Here is a 22095-nt window from a genome sequence, read left to right as displayed (position 1 = left end):
CAGGTCCGACAACTACTGTGAGCGAGTGACCGTCCTTGCCGAGCTACGCGCGCTGCTGCGTCTGCCCGGGTTCCGCAAGCTGTTCACCGTACGTCTCGTGTCCCAGGCCGGCGACGGCATGTTCCAGGTGGGCCTCGCCAACCTCCTGTTCTTCAGCCCGGCGTCGCAGGGGTCGGCGGCGGCTGTCGCGGGTGCGTTCGCGATCATGCTGGCGCCGTTCACGATCGTCGGACCGTTCGCCGGCGTGTTCCTGGACCGGTGGCAGCGGCGGCAGGTGCTGGTGTACGGCAACGCCGTGCGCGTGCTGATCACCGGCACGATGGCGGTGCTGATGCTCACGCAGGGCGTCACACCCGCGATCTATGTACTGGGGCTCGCCGCCCTGAGCGTCAACCGGTTCCTTCTCGCCGGCCTCTCGGCTGGCCTGCCGCGCGTGGTCCAGGGCGACCTGCTGCTCACGGCGAACGCACTGACGCCGACGCTCGGTGCGGGTGCAGCGTTCCTCGGAGGCGGCATCGGCTTCGTGATCGGCCTGGCGTTGCCCGTGCCGGCCGGCCGTGTCCAGGACGCGGCGGCCCTGACCTGCGCCTGTGTTGTCATGGGCTGTGCCTCGCTGCTGGGGCTGCGGATGTCCCGCACGCTGCTCGGACCGCTGCAGCCCGCCGTCGGCTCGATCCGGAACGAGCTGGCGGTGGTGGCGAGCGGGCTGGTCGACGGCGCCCGCTACCTCGCCGTGCGACGTACGCCCGGTCAGGCGCTGCTGGTGATGGCGCTGCACCGCTTCCTGTACGGGGTGGTGTTCATCGCGGCGATCCTGATGTCGCGCAACCTCCTGGCCGAGCCCGGCGACCGCACTGCCGGTCTCACCACCTTCGCAACGGTGATCGGCGCGACAGGTGTCGGCGGCGGGCTCGCGATCCTGCTCACCGCCGTGCTGGCGCGGCGGATGGCCCCGCAGTCGTGGATCGCCGTGATGCTGGCGGTGGCCGGGGCGTCGCAGCTGATCCTGGTACCCGAGCCCGGTTTCGTCAGCGTGGTCACGGCCGCCGCCCTGCTCGGGCTTGCCGCACAGGGCGCGAAGATCGCGGTCGACACGATCGTGCAGCGCGACTCCGAGGACGCCTACCGGGGCCGCGCGTTCGCCTTCTACGACGTCCTGTACAACGCGGCCTTCGTAGGTGCGGCGGCCCTCGCGGCCTTCCTCGTGCCCGACGCCGGATGGTCGCCCGGGCTCTTCGTCGCCCTCTCCCTCGGGTACCTGGCGACCGCGATCGCGTTCGGCATGCGTGGCTCTCGCACGGCTTCGCTTCCTCGGCAACCGCTGGACGGGTGAATTAGTGGATGAGGTCCGGTCTCTAGAGCCGATCATGCCTGTTTTGCCGGCCGAACGGTGCAAGGATTGACGTACTTACCTACACAGGGAATGGAGGCATCCGTTCATGTCCGACGCACCCGCCGTCACCCCGACACCCACCTGGGGCGAGGTGTTCCCATGGTTCCGCGAGGTCATGGCTGAGGACGACGCCTGGTACGTCGGTCAGGTCGACAGCAAGACCGACATCGGCACCGCCCGCCTCGCCGAGGCCGCCGTAACGCGCCTCAAGTCGTTGCCCGTCGGCCGGCTCTTCCCCGCAGTGCGGCGGGTCGAGCGCCTCGACGAGCTCGACTGGCCCAAGCACCGACTCGTCAACGCGCTGCACCGCGGCGGCTGCTTCACCGGGGACGACCTGTCCTACATGGTGATCGCCGAGATGCTCTCGTGGGAGTCGGTCGGCCCGATCATCGTGAAGCAGATCCTCGAGGTCGTCGCACTCGAGGAGATCCGGGCGAGCACGGCAAAGTAAGCGAGTCAGCGGTCCGGCTGCCGGGCCGCTGCCTGCCGCCGGACCGCGATGACCGCGAGCGGCACGGTCCCCAGACCATCCCGGGACGCGGCCCGCCATGGGGCAGGGCCGCAACCACCGGAAGCAGCACGTTTGTCCACAGGGTGTGGACAAACGTCCCGGCCAGAGCCACGCCGAGACCGGCCCGGCAGGCCGGCGTCGGGCAGAGTGGGCAGGGCAACGCTCTCCCAGAGGCCACCCACACCCTGGGGTTGACGGCACGCTGTGGATAACTCCGCGGACCGGTGGCCCGGGCGTGGAACCATGGAGGGGTGCCCGCTACCGTTCCCGCCCCGCGCGTCCACCCCGCGGCGATCAAGCTCCTGGTGGGCAGTGGCGCATACCTGCGCGGCGAGGACTACCAGAAGCAGGGCCGGGTCATCTCGTGGGACTGGCTGCCGGACGATCTCCTGCTCATCTCGTGGGTGCGCGGCAGCGGCCGCAGCACCTACTCCTGCTCCATCCAGTTCAGGACCAACAGCCCCGGTCCGCCCGTCGTCGTCGGTACGGACTGCACGTGCCCGGTCGGGTCCGCCTGCAAGCACGTCGTCGCGACACTCATCGAGTCCGGGTCGGACGGCCTGGCGTCGATGGTCCGGCCCGCGTCCTCGCTGAAGCGCACGCCGCAGGTCCCCGAGTGGAAGGCTGCGGTGCAGCAGCTCGTGCCGACGACGCCGGTCGAGGCCCCGCCGGTGCACTCGTCGACTGCCGACCCCCCGCCCGTGCTGGCGCTGCAGCTCCGCGTGGACGGCACGTCCGTCGACGACAACCTCTCCCTGTCGATGCGGCCGGTCCAGCGCAACGACAAGGGCTCGTGGGTGGGCGGCACCGCGTCGTGGAACTACATCCGCAACGGGTTCCTGCGTGACGTCGATCCCGTTGTCCGGGAGTGGTTCACCACGCTCGACGCCCTGCGCGCCACGAGCCCACGCGGCTACGGCTACATCAGCGCTGGTGACTGGATCGGTCTGGGCGATGTGCTCCCCCGCCCGTTCTGGCGTCATCTCGCCGACGCCGCCGCCCTCGGCATCGAGCTGGTCGGCAAGTCGAAGCGGGAGTCGTTCAGGCTGGCCGGCGAGGCGTCCATCGCCCTCGACCTCTCCCTGCCCGACGGCGGCGCGCGCCTCGAGCGGACCGTCACCTTCGACGACGCCGTCCCCATGGCCACCTCGGTCGGCGCGCTCGGCCGCCACGGCCTGTTCGCCATCGAGGAGTCCCCCTCGGGCCGCACCATCACCCTCGGCCCGACGGCGGCGCCCCTCACCGACCAGGAGCTCGCGGCGGTCCACCTGGCCGATCTCAAGATCCCCGCCGACGCGGTCGACGAGTTCCTGGCGGACTACCTGCCGCTGCTGCGCCGGGAGGTGCAGGTGCACGCCGACGCCGACGTCGAGCTGCCGGACCTGCCTCGGCCCGAGCTGGTGGCCACCGTCACGGCGGTCTCGCCGGCGGAGATCAGCGTGGCGTGGCGGTGGGCGTACCCGCCGTCGGACAAGGAATATCCGCTGACCACTGCCATGGAACCCGGCGCGGACCTGCGTGATCTCGCGGCGGAGGCCGCGACGCTCGGCCGGGTGATCGCCGCCGTGCGCGAGGTGCCGGGCTTCGGTCACTTCCGGGTGGCGCCCGAGGTGTTCCGCGGGCTGCAGGCGATGGACCTCGCCACCACCGTGCTGCCCGTCCTCGAGGAGCAGCCGGACGTTCGCGTGGAGAGCGAGAAGCTGCCCGAGTACCAAGGCCTCGAGGCGACGCCGGTCGTGAGCATGCGTGCGGACGACAGCACCGACCTGGACTGGTTCGACCTGGGCGTCATGGTCACGATCAACGGGCGCGAGATTCCGTTCGGCCCGGTGTTCGACGCGCTCGCGCGGGGCAAGAAGCGGTTCATGCTCACCGACGGCACCTGGCTGCGGACGGACCTGCCCGTGTTCGCGCAGCTCCGGGCGCTGATCGAGGAGGCACAGCGGCTCTCCGACCAGCCGGGCAAGCTGCGGATCAGCCGGTTCAACGCCGGCCTGTGGGCAGAGCTGGAGCAGGTGGCCGACATCGTCGAGCAGTCCGACCGGTGGCGCCGCTCGGTGAGTGACCTGGTTTCGCTGACCGCCGACGGCGTCGACGGACCGGAGCCCGTGCCGCCGCCCGTCGGGCTGAAGGCCGATCTGCGCCCGTACCAGCAGCATGGTTTCGAGTGGCTCACGTTCCTCTGGCGGCACGGCCTGGGCGGAATCCTCGCCGACGACATGGGCCTCGGCAAGACCGTGCAGACACTCGCCTTCGTCGCCCAGGCCAGGCAGGAGCGGCCCGACGAGGACGCACCGTTCCTGGTCGTCGCGCCGGCGTCCGTGGTGAGCAACTGGGCCGCCGAGGCCGCCAGGTTCACGCCGGACCTGAAGGTGGCCATGCTGTCGACCACCGCCGCGAAGGCACGAACCACCGTCGCGCGGACAGCCGCGGGCGCCGACATCGTCGTGACGTCGTACGCGATCTTCCGCCTGGACTTCGAGGCGTTCGCCGACGTCGAGTGGAGCGGTCTGATCCTGGACGAGGCGCAGTTCGCCAAGAACCACCAGACGCGCGCCAACGAGTCCGCCCGCCGCCTGAAGGCGCCGTTCAAGCTGGCGATCACGGGCACACCCATGGAGAACAACCTCATGGAGCTGTGGGCGATGCTCGCGATAGTGGCGCCGGGACTGTACGGATCACCGACCAAGTTCCGGGAGGACTACGTCAAGCCGATCTCGGGTGAGGGCGACTCGACCCCGCTGCTGGCCCGGCTGCGCCGTCGGATCCGGCCGCTGCTCCTGCGCCGCACCAAGGAGCAGGTGGCACCCGAGCTGCCCGAGCGGCAGGAGCAGGTGCTCCGCGTAACGCTGGACCCGAAGCACCGCCGGATCTACGACACGCACCTGCAGCGGGAACGGTCGCGGCTGCTGGGTCTGCTCGAGAGCTTCGACGAGAACCGGGTGGCGGTCTTCCGCGCCCTGACCACGCTGCGCCGCATGGCGTTGGACGCCTCCCTGGTGGACCCGGAGTACGAGGGTGTCCCGTCGGCCAAGCTGAGCCTGCTCGCGGACCAGCTCGCGGAGGTCGCCGCCGAGGGGCACCGCGCGCTGGTGTTCTCCCAGTTCACGTCCTTCCTGACCAAAGCCGCGGAGGTGTGCACGTCGCTGGGGATCCCCTATGAGTACCTCGACGGGTCCACCCGGCAGCGCGCCGAGGTGATCAACCGGTTCAAGAACGGCACCGCTCCCGTGTTCCTGATCAGCCTCAAGGCCGGCGGGTTCGGGCTCAACCTCACCGAGGCCGACTACGTCTACCTGCTCGACCCCTGGTGGAACCCAGCGACAGAGGCGCAGGCGATCGACCGGACGCACCGGATCGGGCAGACACGGAACGTGATGGTGTTCCGGATGGTCTCGGAGAACACCATCGAGGACAAGGTGATGGCCCTCAAGGCACGCAAGGCCCGGCTCTTCGACGCGGTGCTGAGCGACGACGCCGGAGCATTCGCGGGCTCGCTGGGGCCGGAGGAGATCCGGGGCCTGCTGGAGGCCTGACCTGCCTACCTCTCGTCCAGCTCGGCGAGCAGCCGCCGAGGTGCAACCTGCCGATAGGCGTCCTCGACGATCGCGGCAATCTCGTCCCAGTCGACATCGACGTCGAGCCGCACCCCCAGCCACCCACGCACCCCGACGTACGGCGGCCGGTAGAACCGGTCCGGTTCCTTCTCGATCGCTTCTTCCTGCGCGCCGGGCGCGGCCGCGCACCAGATCGCGAGCGGACCGCCGTGCCCGTGGTCGGAGAAGCTCACGAAGGTCTTCTTCACGAACCAGGTGGGCGAGCCGTGGCTCAGCTTCTCGGTCACCTCGGGCAGAGCGAGGCAGATCTCGCGGACACGATCGAGTGGCTCGGTCACCGATGGACCTCCAACGTCTGTGGTGGCGGGCATCTGTCCCGTCCCATCATCCTCTGACCGGTACCTTTACCTCGTGGCCAACCTGATCAGCGCTATCGCCGCCCTCCTGTGGCCCCTGCTCGTGATCGTCGTCCTGCTGGTCTTCGGGCGGCAGCTCCTGTTGAAACTTCGCAGTTCTGACGATGTCACCCTCGAGATCGGTGGGCAGCGTCTCAACTTCAAGCAGGCGACCGACCAGCAGTCGGACATGATCACCGACCTGCAGCGCGAGGTGGCGTCGCTGAAGCGGCGGCTGGACCACGCGGCCGGTGTCCCCGGAGGAGCGACGTCCCAGGCAGGATGGGGAACCCCGCCGGGTTACGTCTTGCCGGATCCCGGGGCGGAGTCCGAAGGCCCCGACACCTCTTGGATGCCGGAGGAGCAGGAGCGCCGGATCTCGGTGCCGACCGGACCCGTACTCCGCTCCATCCTCTGGGTCGACGACCACCCGGAGAACAACGCCGTCCTCGCCGACTCCTGGCGACGCGACGGCGCGCACGTCGAGATCGCGCGCTCGACCAGCGAGGCGCTGCAGCTCCTCGAGAGCCATGCGTACGGCCTGATCATCTCGGACATGGGCCGACAGGAGGCGGGTGTCGAGGTCCCGGACGCCGGCCTACGACTGCTGACGAACTTCCGGGCGACCGACCCGGTTACGCCGTTTGTGCTCTATGGCAACGTCGGGCCGTTCGCGGTAACAGCGAAGGCGGCCGGCGCAACGATGGTGACGGGCTCGACGTTCGAGCTGATGGAGTTCGCTAGTGGGCTGGGGATGCTCGACCAGGTGTGAGGGCGCGCATTCGATCGCACGCGTGCCGCCGACGGGGCCGCCGCTGAGGCTGGCTCTGCCATCACCGGTCAGGCCGAACTCAGCCGAGGAGTCCACCTCGGTGGTCGACATCACATCCGCGGGTCGAGCTGCCGGGACCTTACTTCCGCGTCGCGGCCAACGCCCACGCGACCAGAACCGGCTGCCCGATAAGCCGGAGCGCGCTTGCGATCGGTATCGAGACGGCACCGAATAGACAGCATCGGCGCAGCTGACTAGCGAGCCTTTGACCTGGTCGGCCCACCCGTCCTCATCCAGCGCCCGGTCCTTGCCCGTAAAATGCGCCCAGCCGGGCAATGTACTCACCAATCAACCCTCCGGCACTTTCGAGGACACACACCCCCAGAACGATCTCGCAAGTACCTTTCGCACCACGCAGCGAGCCCTCAAGCGACAGTGCAAGTCCCTGTAAGAGAACTTACTCCAAGAGGGAAAGCTGGGTGGAGGCACAGGCTGCCTCAGCCACGCGGATTCGCTCACTATCGAGAACCATCTCCTCTGATGGATCTAAACCATCGCAGGGTTCACCGTCCTCATGCGGTTCACGGACAAGACACTTAAGGCCACGGTCCCACCTATTATCGCCTGCGCCGGACCGTATGGGAGCGCGCTGGAGATTGAGCGATATATGCGCTTCCACGGACAACTGTGTCGGCTCACCCTGTCCGAAGCGCCATCCCTCGGCGCGCGAAGTGTCGCTAGTTGATAAGGATTTCGACGGATCAGTCACGGACGAGGGCCTGGAGCTCGCCGATCCGGATTTGGGTGCTATTCGACGGTGGCGTAAAGGGGATCACGCCGCTCTGTCCATCATTACTCTGCCACTCGACGACCCAGTGAGCTGTACCAGTTAGAGTCAGGGTTCCTGGGCTGTCATTCAGATCGGGCCCGAATCCGCAAGTTGGGGATGGCTCCGCACTGTTGCGGCCGTCGTAGGGTGTGCCCGGCGCGTTGGCGCCGTCGCACGTGATAGCACCAATCGTGGCTCCATCTGCTGAGGTCAGTGTCCACTCGACGCGGTCAAGCGTGCCCGTGGCAGTGACGAAGAGTCCACCTAAGCCGCGCTCCGGGTCACCCGTAATCGGACCGGTCGTGTTCCTTGCGGGGTTAGCAATCCACAGCCAGATGGGGAGGCCGATGGCGCCGACGGCATTTGGTCTGCTCGTGGTTGCTGGTGGAGTGGAGCCGATCTGACCCATCCTGAGGTTCAGGGCCACGAGAGCACTTTGGGCGAGTTCTTCAGCAGTGGGGCCGACAGGAGCCGGAGCGTCGGCCGACCAATAGAAGGAATGACCCGGGCAAGAATCCACATCCCCTGAGGAGACACAGTCGTAGGAAGTACACTCAATGATTACGCCGTCATCATTGCCTTCCCACACACTTGCATCCTTCGGGGGTTGCGGCGAGGCCGCCCGCGTATAGCAACGGCCGTTCCAGCTCCCGTAGTCGCCCGAGCACGGGATCTCCTCGCCTCTGAACTCACACGTGGCCGGTGCTTCGCCACCACCACCGGACCCGTCTCCGTTGCCCGGCCCACCTGGATTCCCCGGGCCACCGCCGGTCTCACATGGAATAACTACTCCATCCGGACCGGTCACAGGGACGCACACCGACGCCATCGCAGGCGCGCCAGCAACGGTCGCCGGGAGCAAAAGCGCCCCCAATAGGAATGCAAGCCAGATTTTCCCGGTTCTCGCATGCGCTCGAATCAGCATGCTCGCTCCGTCTCTGGAATCTCCTCATGGACCGTCCAAGATCCCTCGTCTCCTTGGTGGCGCATAACATATGCGAGCACGTAACGGGCAGGCGCCCCGCCAGCCCGCCGAATCTCGTCGCCATTCGAGTCGAAGTTCGTTACCTTCGAGAAGTCGACGCAAGCGTCAAGAGCGACGTCCTCAAATCCCGATCGGTCGTCACGGTATTCGGTCAATTCAATTGACTCGACTGTGGCGGCACCCGTCGTGTAACGGCCATCAACACGATATCCCTCAAATAGATTACTCAATGGCTGCCAGATCTGCGGCCGCCCCCAAAAGGGCAGCAGTTTGCTCTCCCAGTCGTCGTACCCATTGTTCGCCACGACAGCCGTCGTCTCGTAGTACTCAACGAGCCGCGCCTTTGCGTCTGCGATGTTCTTCGCCTTGATCTGCGCCGGTGTCGTCGGCTCGGGTTCGACAGTCGGCTTCGGGGACGGCGAGGTCGAAGGGCTCAGCGACGCGGAGACCGAGGGCGATGACGAACCCGGACCGGGGATCGCACCCTGGACTGTCTCCGGCTCGAACACTCCCGAGCGCACGACCGCGAACCCGGCTACCGCAACGACTGCGACTCCGATGAGGATGGCGATGGTGCGCGTAGGCGTGATGGCGGACGAGACCATCCGGCGACTCCCTCAACTTCGGGCAGAACTCAGTGAACACGGCCGTAGCAAGGGTGCGCTATATCCGTCTTCCCGGCAAGGTGCTTCCGTGATAATTCACAACATCCAGCCAACGTAGGGCATGGGCATCCCAGGAACTCGTCATGGACCGTCCCTGTCTCCGCTCGAGCACATATGGTTTCGTTGCACATATGCAACTCGGGTGGCGGATGGTGTAGTGCCTCTACAGGCTTGGGCTATGAGCGATTTCACCTGGCCCGATGCCAAACACCGCCCCGATCGCGACGAAGAGACCGCGGGGAGCGTTTCATGAGCTTCTTCCAGCGCACCGAGGACTTCCGGCCTGAGGGGTTCGAAGGCGTCGTAGGCGAGCTCGTCGACTCGATCCGGCGGTCGTTCACCGGAATCTTGGTGGATCACCTTGAGGACCTGCTGGCCACCCCCGATCGTCACATGTGCCTGGTCGATCGCCACATGAGCCTCACGGAGGACGACCGGGACTACACGGTCGACCTGCTGCTCTTCCACGTGACCCAGATGCGCTACATCGCTATCCAGGTTCAGGCCGGCCGGTTCGATCCAGCCCTGGTCGCACGTGCCCGTTACACGCTCCACCTGGTGGATGACCTGGTCCGCGTGCCCGACGTTCACGGCCCTACGGTTGGTGTTCTGCTCTGCACCGATGCCGCGGCTGACCAGCGTCCTGGGCCCGTCGCAATCACGCTCTACGACGGCGTTGCCGCCGCTCAAAAGGCCGAGCTCCCGCTCTCGGTGGAGCTCACCGCGCTCATCGACCGCTGCCTCGACACGACCGGATCCCCGCCCTCTACGCCGTGAGAGCTCGGCGACGCCGAGCATCTTCTGGCGCGACGCTGGCGTCAGCCGCCGTACAGGTCTTCCACCAGTCGCGCCCTTGCCTCGAGAACCTCCAGGCTGCCCGACGACGACACGGTCGTACCCTCTCCCGCCACGTCGTACCAAGTCGGTTCGCCGGCCAATCGGAACTGTCCGTGCCACGTGGTGGTCAGGGAGATGACCACCTCGCCCGTCTTCGCGTAGGCGTGGGCGATCGTATGCGCCGGGTAGGGCGCGCCGGGGTCACTCGTCACCAAGGCGGCCGATCCGTCGCCGAAGTCCCACGAATAGTTGCTCGGTACCGCCCGGATTTCTACGGGTATGCCGAACACGCTGGTGCTCATTGTGCGGGGTTGGCTCTCGGTGAAGACGATCGTGTCGACGTTGACAAGAGTCCAACCGTCCGGTGGTTGCACGTTCACCTCGGACGGTGCGATCTGCATCTCCTGGAACGCCTTCGCCGCGGCCGCCGGGATGTCGACCTGCTGGCGGCGTTCGGCCAGACAGGACTCATCCTCGACCAGTGCGGCATCTGACCAGCCGTTCGCCTCCCGTCGCTGCTCGAACAAGGCACCGACCGCCTGCTCGCCGTCCTCGCACTCAATCCCGGCATAGGCGAGCTGGTGGCCCTCATCGCACGATTCGGCGAACGCAGTGGCACCTCCGAGATCGCGGAGGAAGCACATGGCGGGAGTGACGCGCCATTGACGTACAAGCGGGACATTCGGGGCCGATCCTCCGCTACGACCCTTGCCGACTTGAAGGCTTAGATCACCTGATGAGACGACCGCTTCGACTGAAATTTGATCGTACTCCGAGGTGCCGCTGAAGGTCGGCTGCTCTTCGGGCTGGAAGGCGGACAAGGCCAGGGCGACTACTACGCTCACCGCAGTCGTGACACTCACGATTCTGGCCTCGGTGCGATTGCAACGACAACCCAGCGATCATCCTTCCTGCCAACCTCAACGCGGTGTGCTGAGGTCTGTGGTTCGGCGGAAGCGACTACGGAACCTGCTGGATCTAGCGTCGTGGACGCTTCCTGGGTCACCTCGACATCCAACGGGTAGATTCCCGTCAAGTCGTCACGAAGATATCGCCTGAGAACCTTCACCTCAGTTGTTCCGCCCACGAAACGCTGGTCACGGTCCTGGATCCGATGTGCATCTCCCAGCGCTTGTTCGCAGAACCCACAAGCCCTGTGCGACATCGCCTCGAACTCCTCGGTATCCCCCGTCGCCATCACATACGGGTAGAGCTCGATGAAGTACTCCGCCGCAGCTGCAGCACCCTCCGCGTCCTCGCGCTCCATAGCCTTCGGGCGCTCCGGCTTGGTAGGGACAGAGGGAGACGGGCTCGCAGACGCCGCAGGCGTCGGATCCCCGGTCGGGCCGGTGCTCACCTCAGGATCCGGGGCCGCACCTGTGCAAGCAGACAAGGCCAGCCCAGCCGCCAAGACCAGCCCCGCACTACGCATCGCCGCGCCATCCATCCGCGTCCCCCTGCCGCTCACGCCCCACCGTTGCATATCCGCAACGGCCAAGAATGACGCTAGCCCGGGCGACGGAATCCGGAAAGTGGGTGCTGTGGATAACCGAGGTCGAGCCTGTCGAGACATGTCTCCACAGGCTCGACCAGACAGCCGGGTTAGCCCCTGGTGCTTCGGCCCGCGTCCGCCTCCCAGCGGCGGTCCTGCTCGTCCACCTGTGCCAGCAGCTCCTCGGTGTCCGGCTCCGGCTCCATGGCGAGCTGCTCCAGGTGGTCGCGCAGGCGGTCGACGAGCCGGCCCACCGCGTCCCGCCGTCCGGAGGCGATCTCCGCGCGGATCCCGTTGCGCCACGACCGTTCGTCCACAGGGTCGGCGAGCCGCCCGACCTGCGACGCGTGCCGTGCCATCGCCACGTCGCCGGCGAGCAGTGCCCGACGCGCGACCTCGTGCGACACGTCCACGACGCCGGACGAGATCGTGTGCATCAGCTGCTCCGCCCACACGTACTTGCGTAGCGCAACACCCTCGAACGGCCGTCCACGCACCAGGTCAAGGGCAGCCAGGAGGTCCGACGTCGGGGTCTGCGTAAGGTCCGGACCGACCAGGTCGCAGAAGGAGTGCCAGTCGGTCCGCACCCCGCGCAGCCGGTAGCCGGCGGACTCGAGGTCGGCCTGGCCGCCGTCGTCGGCGGACCAGTAGCGCGGCAGGTACTCGAAGCCGTTGGCGTCCGTGCCGAGCCAGCGCCGCGCCCGGGAGACCGCTGAACGACGGGTCGCAAGGTTGGGCTCGCGCGACGGCCACAGCGCCTTCGAGATGTCCGACCCGCGCGAACCCGGGTTGAACGCCAGGAAGGCGATCAGCTCCGTCGCCTGCCGCTGATGGGTGGACGGCAGCTCGACGCCCGTCGTCCCGGCGAGCTCGACACTGCCCAGCACTCGCACGACCGGGGCCTGAAGAACCTGGGTCTCGACAGGCTCGACCAGCGGACCAGACTCGACCAACGAGTCGGACCCGACCCGCGAGGCAAGCTCGACCCGCGACCGCGGATCCGAGACGACCGGCGTGCCCAGCGGCGGCGTCGCCACGCTCACCGCGGCAGTCGCCCACGGCGAGAACCTCTCGGGCTGTCCTGACGCCGACCCACCGCCCGTCCCGAAGCCTGGCGCCGGCACGTGCCCGGCCACCTCACCGACAGCGACGTCGGAATCCGCGGCACCGGCGCGGACAACATCCATCGGGATCTCCTCCAACGTCGGTTCGGTGCGGTCGATCGAACGGCTCCAGGTGGGGCCGGGCGCTGTCTCGGGGTCGGCCAACAAGGCCAGGGCTTGTGCGTACGTGGCGGCGTCGAGCTGCTGTGGACGCACCGCGATGTACGCGGGCATGAGGATGCCGCGGGTGGTATCGCCGTTGGTGAGCTCGCCCGTGAGATCGAGCGCCCAGTCGCCCACCTCCGCGCTGGACGTCACGGCCGCGATCCCTACGCCGGGCACTCGTTCGACCAGGCTCTCGAGCTTGGCGCGCTCGACCAGGCCGAGCCGCTCCCCCACGAGGAGGATCTCCGGTGTCCAGGCATCCGTCGCCAGTCCGCGACCACGTGCTTCGGCGACAGAACCCGCGCCCACCTGGGCTAGCGTCCGGTCGACGTCGGCCGCGCGGGCCTCCAGCTCGCGGATGATGCCCGCGAGGCTGGGCACGTGCCGGACCCGGCCGGTGTCGACGACGCCCGGCAGCTCGCCGAGCGTACCGACCACCGTGACCTGCAGGTCGTCGGCCCAGAGACTCGTCGCCAGCTCGACCGCGAGCGCCGCGAGCGTCGCCTGTGCGGCGGCGTCGGTGCCGCGGATGTCGAGGCATGCGAGGTGCTCGAGGTCGAGCATGAGGTGCGTGTCCTCGTCGTCGTGTCCGACGGTGACGAGGGCCGGGTAGGGCGCCTCGCCGGCGTCGATGCCGGTGGCCGAGGCCTCCGGTTCCCGCGCGTCGACCCGCGCCGCCGCATCGGCGTCGCCCGCCGAGAGCTGCCAGACGAAGCGGTCGGTGGTGCCGGCCCAGGGCTCGGGCAGGTCGGCGGCGCGATCGAGGTGGAGCTCGACGAACTCGCCGCTCTTCAGCCGTGCGACGCGTACGCCTGGTAGCGGGAGGCCGCGTTCGCGGTGCCACCGCGCGAGGCTGCGTAGCGCGCTGTCGACCTGGCTGCGCCCGAACGGGTCCTCGACCGTGCGGAGGTCGCGTTCGAGCGCGCCTGCCGGAGTGTCGGGCCCGGGTACGACGACAGTCTCGCCGGGCGCACGGCCCTTGTGCACGCGGCGGCGCTTCACGGCGACGAGCGCGATGAGCCCGGCGGCGAGCAGCCCACCGACGCCGGCCACCGTGCGGATGTCCACGGATTCGTCGATGTCGTCGACGACATCGGACATGGCGTCGGACGCTGAGTCGAGCAGCGCCGTGCCGTCGGCGGTGACCGTGGCTGCTGCTTCCACCGACGCCGTGGGCCGCGCGGTGGTGGCACCGGCCACGTCGACGGCCTCCGAGGCTGACACCGGCGGCGACGTCTCCACGGCGACCTCGGGTGCGTAGTCCCCGGCGACGGGTTCGTCGCCGGCGAGCTCGTCGGGCAGCACCTCCTCGGTGACGGCGTCGCCGACGTACGCCTCGCTCACGTTGGAGTCCGGTACGGGGGCGGCTTCCTCGGCCGTGCCCTCGGCGCCGGTCTCGGGTGGCCGCTCGTCGTCCGACGTCCGATCGCTGCCCCTGGCGGCGTCGCCGGAAGCCGTCTCCGCCACGGAGGGCTCCTCGAACGGCATGAGCTCGTCGGCGATCAGGCCTTCGCCGAGCGTCGTGTCACCCGGCGTGCGGTCCTGCGGCGCCGACCCGTCCGGCTCGAGAAGGTCGTCGTTCCGGAGGTCCTCGGGTGTCACCTCGTCGAACTGCGGCCCGGTCTCGTCCTCGCCCGCGGGCGGAGCCTGCGGGACGAGGTTTCCCTCCGCGGTCTCCTCCGGAGCGGGCTCCCTGGTTCCGGGCCCGCCGAGTCCGGCGGCGCCGGTTCCCGCGTCCGCGGGGCCGGGCGTGCCCGAACCTTCCGAACCGCTCTGGTCGTCACCCTGTCCCGCGCCGTCCTTGTCCGCGGTGGGTTGTTGCTTGGGTCCCGCGTTCTGGCCGGCGCGGTTCGGCTCCGTTGCCGCCGGTGCCTCGCCGGCAGGCTGCTCGTCCGCGGGCTGTTCTCCGCCCGGCTCCACGACGTCGTTCCCCGCGCCACCCGGCTCCTGGATGTCCTCCGGCTCGACCTCCACCGCGCCCTCGGGCGTCACCTCGGTATCCGGTGCGGCCTGCTCCGGCTCGGGCTGCACCGGTGGGGGCGGCGCCGACTTCTGTGCGCGCGCGGCAGCCCCGGCCGCGGACTCCACACCCGGTCCATCGTTGCTCGCCTCATCGGCTCCGGCATCCTCCGGTGCCGACACCGCGGGGCCGGCGGACTCGCTCGGCTCGACGGCCCCCTCGCCCGCCCCTGCGTCGGCGCCCTGATCGGCCGGCTGCTCGGCCTCGTCGGCCGGCTCGTCCCCCTGCTCGTCGGCACCCGGCGAAGGCTCTGCCGCGTCGTCTGCCCGCTCGTCCTCGGTGCCGGTGTCCCTCGTGGACTCCTCCGCACCCGGGACGGTGACGGTCCAGCCGGGATAGATGAGATCGGGGTCCGTGAGCCTGAGCCCTCCCGGCTGCTCGGTGTCCCGCGAGGCCTCGAAGACCTCCGGGTACTTGGTCCCGTCGCCGAGCTCCTCCTCGGCGATGCCCCAAAGCGTGTCGCCCGGCTCGACGACGACCTCCACGGCCTCGGCGCCACGGTTGCGCACATCGACGGTGCCCTCCGGGTCGTTCGACCCGACCGGTTCGGCGGTGTCGCCGGCGGTGCTCTTCGACGGCGCGATGCCGACCGGCTCGTCGCCACCCGCGTCGTCGCCGTCACCGGGCTGGCCGACCGAGGTCGCGGCGACCCCTACGTCGACGGCCGGAAGCTTCAGCACCCACCCCGGCTCGATCCAGTTCCCGGCGTCGAGCGCATTGCCGTCAGCCTGACGGACGCCGTAGTTGAGGTCGGCGATCTGCTTGAACAGCGCGCCGTCACCGAGGGTCAGCTCGGCGATCCGCCACAGCGAGTCACCGGGCTGCACCGTATAGGTGGCCGCCGGCGCCTCGTCGGCCCGGACACGCTCATCGGCCTTCTCGGCGGTGCCGGCAGCGACCTCGGTCACGGCACCGGGCGAGACCGGCGCGGACACCGCTGTCCCGGTCGCTCCCGTCTCGAGCGGCGTCGTCGCCGCCATGGCCGGTGTGACGGCGGGAGCCGCGACGAGCATCGTGATCACCGCGCCGACCAGCGCTGCCGCGGCACGCTGCTGCGTCCCGAGCCCGCGCACGTGCGGCGAACGCCGTCCGCGCAACGCCGCGACGACCTCGACGACCACCGCGAGGGCGAACGTGAACCACGCGATCCAGCCCACGAGCTTGACGAGCCCGAGCAGCACGGAGCCGGTCACGTCGGGACTGGACAGCACAGTGATGATCCGGTTGACGCTGACCGGTCCGGTCCACACCGGCCCGCCGAACATCCACAGGCCGACCGGGATCCCGACGACGAGCGCGAACAGCAGCAACGCCGCGCCCAGCCCTCTGACCACGCGTGCGCCCGTGCCCGGCCGCGGTCCGCCGGGCCCGCCCGTCACCGCACGACCCTGGACTGTCGAGGTGCTCATCAGGGTTCCTCCTGTCCTATCCCGCGGACTGCTCGCGCCTCGGCATCGGCCGTGACGCCGAGCGAGCTGATTCCGATCAACCTGAGGAACGTGGTCTCGTAGGTGAGCTGGGTACCGACGCTGACGGTCGCACCGTTGACGGCGGTCACACCGCCCTGCACGCCCAGCGCCGCAAGGGTGTCGGCGGCTGCCTGTGTCGCGCGCACGGGATCGATCTCAGGGGGCAGCCCCATCTGGGCGCGGTCGATCCGGATCTGCTGGGCGGCGGCTCGTGCCGCCTGGTCTGCGGCGTACTCGGCCTCGTCCTCGGCCTGCAACCGGCCGCCGCCGTCCACCACCAGGCCGATCGCGATGATGAGCGCGGGCACCATGCCGGCCGCGAGGATGTTCACCTCGCCCCGCTCGGTCCGCAAGCGACGTCCCCACATCCGCCCGACCCCCTTGGTCATGACCGCCCCCGGTAGGCGTCCAGCACCGATGTCCCGGTAGCACTGATGGTCCGTGATCCAGGCGCTCCCGGCAGCCCGAGATCGCTCAGCGGCACCACGCACTCCACGCGCACGGTGATGGTCCCGACGGTCCCGAGCGGCAGGTCGAACGCGTCGGTCGCCGGCACGACCGACGTCGACGCGCAGCTCACCCCGGAGTTCACCAGGGTCGACGTCGCGGTCGATGTCGCCTGGGCGCCGGCGACGACCGCCGTCCGGCTGATCGACGCGGCCCGTGCGGCCTCGTTCGCCGCGGACTGAACCACGCCCTCCGCCAGCACCAGCCGCCCCGCCATCACGAGCAGCAGCCCGATGAGCAGCAGCATCGGGACGACGACGGCGGTGTTGATCGCGACGTTGCCGCGCTCGGAATGCCCAGGACTCATGGCCCCACCGCTCCGGAGGTGAACCGCTCGACCGGACCGGTGGCGGACTGCTCGATCTCGAACCCGAGGAACCCCGGCACTATCGACGGGGCCAGCCCCGTCACGGTCGCGGTGGCCATCTCCTCCCCACGTGTCACCAGCACATCGACCCTCGCGAACGCGTCGCGGCCACGAACGAGGCGTGCGGCAGCCTCCGCGTATCCCGAGTCGACGCTGCCACCCTCGACGCGAGCGGCCTGGACGGCCCCGTTGGCAACCGACTGGGCGGTGTTCTGCGCGTGGAAGTAGAGCATGCCCTGCACCATCGCGAAGATGAGCATCAGGACCATCGGGTACGTCACGACGGTCTGGATCGAGGCGGCACCGCGTTCGTCCATGTTCTACCCGCCGCCCTCGAGCCGCCCCATCCAGGTCCTGACCAGACCCTGGATCGCAGCACCGAGCGCGATGGCGATGCCGAGGCCGATCACGGACAGCACCACGACCTCGATCGACTCCAGGCCGGCCTCGTCGGGCTCACCGTCGCGTCCCGCGGCCAGCCGACGGCGGAGCTCCGCCGAACGCTCGGCGAAGCGGGTGTTGAGGGCGTCGACGCGACCACGCGCCGCTGCCGCATGCAAGGACGCCCGTGCCGCGGCGTGCGACGCCGCCGACCGGCCCTGGCTCAGGTACTGGTTCATGGTGACTCCTGGGGTGCTGTCGACTTCAACAAATGGGTAAGAAGCGGCTCGTGTGACACCGAGGTGCCACCAGGGGACGAGCCGGTTCAGGGCGCAGTCTGAAACATTGTGACCCCGATGGGAAATATGAGCATCAAAAAGTACACAAAGACTGTCATAGTCCCCGGCACGGTCATGCGGACGGTGGCGTCGTGAGCAAGCTGCTGCTCGATGTCGAGCTGCGCGTCGCGCATCGCCGCCGCCTTCGACTGGAGCTGGTCATGGATGGCCGAACCCTGCGTGCCCGCGAGCTCCACGATGGAGGCGACCTCGCCGAGCGCGTCCACCTCGACCTCCTCGCCGAGCTCGCGCAGCGCCACCCACGGTGCCTGCCCCTCCCAGCGGCTCCGTTCCAGCGCGGCGGCGATCCGCCGGAACGGCCAGGAGCCGGCCACCTGCGCCGCGGCGAACGTGGCCTGCGTGGCGCCGGCACCGGAGATGCGCTCGATCGCGAGCAGCTCGAGGTAGGTCGACACGGCGCGGGAGAACTCCTGGCGGGCGCGTTTCGCCTTGCTCCGGGCGTCGAGGTCGGGCAGGAACCAGGCGCCGAGGGCGAGGACGAGCGTCACCCCGAGCGGCACCGAGACCGGCATGCCCAGGTTCAGCATGCCCACGCACAGTCCGAGGAACGGCACCGCGACCAGCACGATGACGGTGCCGAGCGCCTTCTCGCCGTAGTGGTCCGTTGCGGTCTTGCCGATGAGGTCGAGGTCCGAGCGGGTGGGGCCCCAACGGCCGAGCACCGAGACGGGCAGCCTGCGCTGCGCCCATGCCCCGAACGTCTGGGTGTACCGCTGGGTGGCGGTCAGCTCACCGCCGTCCGAGACCGTGATGGGCTCTACCTTGTCGTCACCGCTCAGGCGGTCCAGCGCGGACTGGAGCCGCGGCGTCGACGGCAACAGCTCGCGCACGACGAGGAACAGGCCGAGCCCGGCGATCACACCGCTTCCTACTGCCCAGGGCCACATGTCAGGCCTCCCGCTCGTCGGGCAGGAACCGCGGGATCGGTTGCCCCAGGCTGATCCTGCGCATCCACAGCAGGCAGACCACGTACGCGGAGAACAGGATCACCGCCACGACCTGGCCCAGCGGGGAGTCGTACCCGCTGAGGTACCCGGTCATCGCTGTGCCGACCAGCACGACGAGGGTCACGATCGTCACCCAGCGCACCGTCGCGCGCCCGGTCGAGCGCTCGGTCTCGATCTCGCGCCGCGCCTTGGCCTGCGCCGACAGGGACTCGGCGAGCTGCCGGAGTGCCGGCGCGACGGCACCCGTGCGGTTGTCCGACTCCAGGATCATCGCCGAGGCGATCATGTCCGCCGAGTAGTCGTCCATCTCGTCCGCCCACCGGTACAGGGCGGGCTTGATGGGCTGGCGCGCCTCGAGCCGCGCCACGAGGCGGGCGAGCGAGGGACGCACGGACGGCGCCGCGCTGTGCAGGGTTGCCGCGATTCCCTGCTCCAACCCGACGGCTCCGCCGGACAGCACGCCGATCAGCGAGCGCACCCAGGCGGTCAGGTCGGTCAGCTTCTCGACCTCGCTGGACTGCGTGGTCGTGCGGAACAGTGCGGGCAGGCCGACGATCAGCGCCGGCACGATGAGGATGAGGGACCACCATCCGGTCACGATCCCGATCACGAGGCCCACCACCGCGCCGATGCCGAGCAGCCGGCGCTGTGCGTAGAGCGGGCCGCCCTTGGTCAGGCCGAACAGCCGGAGCAGCCCGTGGAACGGCGGCGTGGTCCGGACGGGCTTCGGCGTCGCCTCGTGCTTCTGTGCGCCGACGACCACGAACCACAGCCCGAGGCCCAGCGCCAGGCCGACCAGCACCGCGATGAGCGTGGTCATGGGTTCCCCCAGAGCCCGTCCCGGTAGTTCAGCAGGCCCGCGTCGAAGCCTTCAGCCTCCAGGTCGGCGAGGAACGACGGGGTCGTCTTCGGCACCGCACGGCCGTTCGGGCCCGGCTCGAAGACGTCGGTAATTGCCACCGGGTTGCCTGCCTCGCCGCGCGTCACCTCGATCACCTCCGAGACGTACCGACGGCGGAGGCCGTCGCCCCCGACGTCGACCCGGAGGAAGACGATGAGGTCGACCGACTGCGCCACCTGCCGGTACGCGTACGTCTCGGAGAGCGTCGAGTCCTGCACGGCCATGCCGACCAGGCGTTCGACGACGTCGCGCGCGCCGTCGGCGTGCACCGTCGACAGCGAGCCGTTACCCATCTGCATCGCCTGGAACATGGACACGATCTCGGGCCCGCGCACCTCGCCCACGATGATGCGCGAGATGTTGTGTCGCAGGGACTCGTACACGTTGACGTTCGTGTTGATCTCGCCCACGCGGCGGCCCGAGGTGTTCATCTCGCCGGAGCCCTCGCGCGTGCGCAGGGCTACCACACGCTTGTGCTTCTCGGGCTCGAGGTGCAGGTAGAGCTCGTAGTCCGTCTCGATGGTGGCGATGGACTCCCAGGGGTCCAGGCCGGCGCAGAGCGCTCGGAGCAGGGTCGTCTTGCCAGATCCCTGGCCCTGCCCGGAGACGACTATCGACTTGCGCGCCCGGACCGCCGCCGTCAGGAACTCGGCGAGCACCGTGTCGATGGTGCTGTTCCGGCGCAGCAGCTCCAGGTCCACCGACTGCAGTCGCTGCAGTCGGATGGTGACGCGCGGCCATGGCACGACCCAGCCGACCGCGGCGAGGCGCACGCGGCCGGGCAGGTCCAGGTTGAGGAACGGGTTGGCGCGCGTGAACGACCGCTCGTTCGCGGGGTCGCGCGCCGCGAGGAACTGCAGGAAGTCGATGAGCTCGGCGTCGGAGTCCGCGATGGGCTCCGCGTACGCGCGGCGGCCGTCGCCCATCAGCATGAGCACGGGCGCGGTGCCCGTGATCTCTATGTTCTCCACGTCCGGGGTGTCGATCAGCGGCTGCAGCCGGCCCAGCCGGAACAGGGCGTCGAAGAGCGCCCGCGTGACCTCTACCTGGTACTCCGGCGTCCAGTTGCGCTGGCCGCCGGAGAGCAGGGCGTCGTTGTGGTCGCGCACCACCTGCTGGATCAGCTCCTGGCCCAGCGCCTCGCGCTGCTCCTCGTCGAGCTCCCGCGACGCGAGTGCCGTCGTGAGCCGCGAGGAGACCTCGCCACGCAGGCTGTTGACCTGACGCCAGAACTCGGAGTCGCGCAGCCGCGGGTTGCCTGGCTGGCCGTGGTACTCCCGGCCGGCACGGGCGACCGCCCCGACCCAGGGCGAGGCACCGCCGCCGGACGTGCTGGCGGCTCCGGAACCTGTGCCGCGCGCGCCGCCCACCGGTTCCGCGGGCGGGGTCCGGTACAGCGGCGGGGCCTGCCCGGGGCCGTCCTCGCCGGTGCGGGTCCGCTGGGGCAGCCCGGAGGCCTTTCGGTCCGCCTCGCGCTTCTCCTCGTGGAAGATCGGCAGCGAGGAGAGGTCGGGAAACTCCGGGGCGGTCATGCGTGTCCTCCGCTGTCGCCACGCCAGGGCGCGCCTGCCTGCACGGTCTGCGGGTCGCCGTCGGCGTGGGCAGGTGGGCGGCGCGGGCCGGACCCGCTGCCGCCGCCGTCGCGCGGACCGGTGGCGAATCTCGCACGCCGCTTCTCGATGCGCTCCTGGATACGTGAGATCACGGGCCCTGCCGACCGGACGAGCGGAGAGGTCGGGTACCGGCGTCCAGCGGGCGACCCCACCGACAGCACGTTGGCGTTCACCGGGTCCCACGCGATCGAGCCCACCGTTCCGAGGCCCAGCGTGCGCGCGATCTCGCTTGCGTCGTACGGCCGGCCGGGCCCGACGGTCAGTGCGGTGAGGTTGGTGAGCTCCCGCGCGGCGGCGTCCACCACCGAGGTGCGGGACTTGACCAGCTCACGCGTCACCGCGATGTCGGGCAGGCGTGAACCGGTGGTGATCAGTACCTGGTCAGCGAGCCGGACGAGCGGTTCGCGGTCCTCCCGCACGATGCCGCCGGTGCCGAGCCGTCCCAGGTCGACGAGGACGTCGATGCCGCCGCGTTCCAGGGCGACCAGCTGGTTGGCGAGCGGCCCCCAGAGGTTCGCGACGGCGGGGGCGGTGTGCGGGCTGACGATGCCGGGCAGCAGCTTCCGGTCCGGATCGTTTCGAACGAGAGGAATCGTCTGCCCCCAGAAGGAGGCTTCGAGGTCGCCGTGGGAGTGCGCGATCGCGAGCGGTTGCAGGCCGCGGTCGTGCGGGAGCTGGCCACGGAAGTATCCGGCGAGGATCGAGGACCCGGCCAGGTCGGCCTCCACGAGGAGCACCGGCCGGGGCCACTGGAGCGCCAGCACGAGGGCGGCCGTAGTGGTTCCCGGCGAGCCCTTCGCGTTGGCGAGGGCGATGAGGGCCACGCG

The 22095-nt window shown here is 69.4% G+C and carries 18 protein-coding genes; 5 read left to right on the top strand and 13 right to left on the bottom strand.

Annotation, left to right across the window (positions count from 1 at the left end; genetic code table 11):
* The first annotated feature begins 25 nt into the window (after positions 1-25).
* The 3 genes from ACFWE2_RS06125 (at position 26) to ACFWE2_RS06115 (ending at position 5440) form a co-directional block, all read left to right on the top strand.
* Positions 26-1333 (top strand): MFS transporter, encoded by a 1308-nt coding sequence (locus ACFWE2_RS06125; RefSeq protein WP_377223321.1) that lies wholly within the window; start codon positions 26-28, stop codon positions 1331-1333.
* 106 nt (positions 1334-1439) lie between these two features.
* Positions 1440-1844 (top strand): hypothetical protein, encoded by a 405-nt coding sequence (locus tag ACFWE2_RS06120; protein WP_116677363.1) that lies wholly within the window; start codon positions 1440-1442, stop codon positions 1842-1844.
* A gap of 311 nt (positions 1845-2155) precedes the next feature.
* The gene (locus ACFWE2_RS06115) at positions 2156-5440 is read left to right on the top strand and encodes an SNF2-related protein (RefSeq protein ID WP_377223320.1); all 3285 of its coding nucleotides are present in this window, start codon (positions 2156-2158) and stop codon (positions 5438-5440) included.
* A 5-nt stretch (positions 5441-5445) separates the two neighbouring features.
* On the opposite strand, the gene ACFWE2_RS06110 is transcribed toward ACFWE2_RS06115, so the two are convergent.
* The gene (locus tag ACFWE2_RS06110; protein ID WP_377223319.1) at positions 5446-5799 is read right to left on the bottom strand and encodes an MmcQ/YjbR family DNA-binding protein; all 354 of its coding nucleotides are present in this window, start codon (positions 5797-5799) and stop codon (positions 5446-5448) included.
* Between the two features lie 73 nt (positions 5800-5872).
* On the opposite strand from ACFWE2_RS06110, the gene ACFWE2_RS06105 reads away from it, so the two are divergent.
* On the top strand, positions 5873-6628 hold the full coding sequence (locus tag ACFWE2_RS06105) for a response regulator (protein WP_377223318.1): 756 nt from the start codon (positions 5873-5875) through the stop codon (positions 6626-6628).
* A 1747-nt stretch (positions 6629-8375) separates the two neighbouring features.
* Here ACFWE2_RS06105 and ACFWE2_RS06100 read toward each other — a convergent pair.
* Positions 8376-9047, bottom strand: coding sequence for a hypothetical protein (locus ACFWE2_RS06100; RefSeq protein WP_377223317.1), 672 nt, complete (start codon positions 9045-9047; stop codon positions 8376-8378).
* 309 nt (positions 9048-9356) lie between these two features.
* Between ACFWE2_RS06100 and ACFWE2_RS06095 the strand changes: the two genes are divergently transcribed.
* Positions 9357-9884, top strand: a complete 528-nt coding sequence (locus ACFWE2_RS06095) for a PDDEXK nuclease domain-containing protein (RefSeq protein WP_377223316.1) — start codon at positions 9357-9359, stop codon at positions 9882-9884.
* 41 nt (positions 9885-9925) lie between these two features.
* On the opposite strand, the gene ACFWE2_RS06090 is transcribed toward ACFWE2_RS06095, so the two are convergent.
* From ACFWE2_RS06090 to ACFWE2_RS06040, 11 genes are all read right to left on the bottom strand, one after another.
* Entirely contained in the window at positions 9926-10807 is an 882-nt protein-coding gene (locus ACFWE2_RS06090) for a hypothetical protein (protein ID WP_377223315.1), read from the bottom strand.
* Complete coding sequence (locus tag ACFWE2_RS06085; RefSeq protein ID WP_377223327.1) at positions 10804-11376, bottom strand: DUF6318 family protein; 573 nt, start codon at positions 11374-11376, stop codon at positions 10804-10806. Before ACFWE2_RS06085 ends, ACFWE2_RS06090 begins: the two co-directional genes overlap by 4 nt.
* Before the next feature lie 170 nt (positions 11377-11546).
* Positions 11547-16133 (bottom strand): LysM peptidoglycan-binding domain-containing protein, encoded by a 4587-nt coding sequence (locus ACFWE2_RS06080; protein ID WP_377223314.1) that lies wholly within the window; start codon positions 16131-16133, stop codon positions 11547-11549.
* The gene (locus ACFWE2_RS06075) at positions 16133-16582 is read right to left on the bottom strand and encodes a pilus assembly protein TadG-related protein (RefSeq protein WP_377223313.1); all 450 of its coding nucleotides are present in this window, start codon (positions 16580-16582) and stop codon (positions 16133-16135) included. Before ACFWE2_RS06075 ends, ACFWE2_RS06080 begins: the two co-directional genes overlap by 1 nt.
* A complete protein-coding gene (locus ACFWE2_RS06070) occupies positions 16579-17007 on the bottom strand; it encodes a TadE/TadG family type IV pilus assembly protein (protein WP_377223312.1) in 429 nt (142 codons plus the stop codon). Before ACFWE2_RS06070 ends, ACFWE2_RS06075 begins: the two co-directional genes overlap by 4 nt.
* Positions 17004-17384 carry a TadE/TadG family type IV pilus assembly protein gene (locus ACFWE2_RS06065; RefSeq protein ID WP_377223311.1) on the bottom strand — a complete coding sequence of 127 codons (381 nt, stop codon included), beginning with the start codon at positions 17382-17384 and terminating at the stop codon, positions 17004-17006. The genes ACFWE2_RS06070 and ACFWE2_RS06065 overlap by 4 nt, the downstream gene beginning before the upstream one ends.
* Before the next feature lie 3 nt (positions 17385-17387).
* On the bottom strand, positions 17388-17687 hold the full coding sequence (locus ACFWE2_RS06060; RefSeq protein ID WP_377223310.1) for a hypothetical protein: 300 nt from the start codon (positions 17685-17687) through the stop codon (positions 17388-17390).
* 86 nt (positions 17688-17773) lie between these two features.
* Complete coding sequence (locus ACFWE2_RS06055; RefSeq protein ID WP_377223309.1) at positions 17774-18667, bottom strand: hypothetical protein; 894 nt, start codon at positions 18665-18667, stop codon at positions 17774-17776.
* A gap of 28 nt (positions 18668-18695) precedes the next feature.
* The gene (locus tag ACFWE2_RS06050; RefSeq protein ID WP_377223308.1) at positions 18696-19574 is read right to left on the bottom strand and encodes a type II secretion system F family protein; all 879 of its coding nucleotides are present in this window, start codon (positions 19572-19574) and stop codon (positions 18696-18698) included.
* A complete protein-coding gene (locus ACFWE2_RS06045; protein ID WP_377223307.1) occupies positions 19571-21187 on the bottom strand; it encodes a CpaF family protein in 1617 nt (538 codons plus the stop codon). Before ACFWE2_RS06045 ends, ACFWE2_RS06050 begins: the two co-directional genes overlap by 4 nt.
* The gene (locus ACFWE2_RS06040) at positions 21184-22092 is read right to left on the bottom strand and encodes a hypothetical protein (RefSeq protein ID WP_377223306.1); all 909 of its coding nucleotides are present in this window, start codon (positions 22090-22092) and stop codon (positions 21184-21186) included. Before ACFWE2_RS06040 ends, ACFWE2_RS06045 begins: the two co-directional genes overlap by 4 nt.
* Positions 22093-22095 lie beyond the last annotated feature (3 nt).

This window comes from Promicromonospora sp. NPDC060271 (assembly GCF_042726755.1).
GTDB lineage: Bacteria > Actinomycetota > Actinomycetes > Actinomycetales > Cellulomonadaceae > Promicromonospora.
This window is presented reverse-complemented; position numbering and strand designations above follow the sequence as displayed.

Bases quoted from the DNA above. Each gene is read 5' to 3' on its own strand.
- ACFWE2_RS06120 (WP_116677363.1), top strand. From the start codon at position 1,440: ATGTCCGACGCACCCGCCGTCACCCCGACACCCACCTGGGGCGAGGTG.
- ACFWE2_RS06100 (WP_377223317.1), bottom strand. From the start codon at position 9,047: ATGGTCTCGTCCGCCATCACGCCTACGCGCACCATCGCCATCCTCATC.
- ACFWE2_RS06095 (WP_377223316.1), top strand. From the start codon at position 9,357: ATGAGCTTCTTCCAGCGCACCGAGGACTTCCGGCCTGAGGGGTTCGAA.
- ACFWE2_RS06085 (WP_377223327.1), bottom strand. From the start codon at position 11,376: ATGCGTAGTGCGGGGCTGGTCTTGGCGGCTGGGCTGGCCTTGTCTGCT.
- ACFWE2_RS06080 (WP_377223314.1), bottom strand. From the start codon at position 16,133: ATGAGCACCTCGACAGTCCAGGGTCGTGCGGTGACGGGCGGGCCCGGC.
- ACFWE2_RS06075 (WP_377223313.1), bottom strand. From the start codon at position 16,582: ATGACCAAGGGGGTCGGGCGGATGTGGGGACGTCGCTTGCGGACCGAG.
- ACFWE2_RS06070 (WP_377223312.1), bottom strand. From the start codon at position 17,007: ATGAGTCCTGGGCATTCCGAGCGCGGCAACGTCGCGATCAACACCGCC.
- ACFWE2_RS06065 (WP_377223311.1), bottom strand. From the start codon at position 17,384: ATGGACGAACGCGGTGCCGCCTCGATCCAGACCGTCGTGACGTACCCG.
- ACFWE2_RS06060 (WP_377223310.1), bottom strand. From the start codon at position 17,687: ATGAACCAGTACCTGAGCCAGGGCCGGTCGGCGGCGTCGCACGCCGCG.
- ACFWE2_RS06050 (WP_377223308.1), bottom strand. From the start codon at position 19,574: ATGACCACGCTCATCGCGGTGCTGGTCGGCCTGGCGCTGGGCCTCGGG.
- ACFWE2_RS06045 (WP_377223307.1), bottom strand. From the start codon at position 21,187: ATGACCGCCCCGGAGTTTCCCGACCTCTCCTCGCTGCCGATCTTCCAC.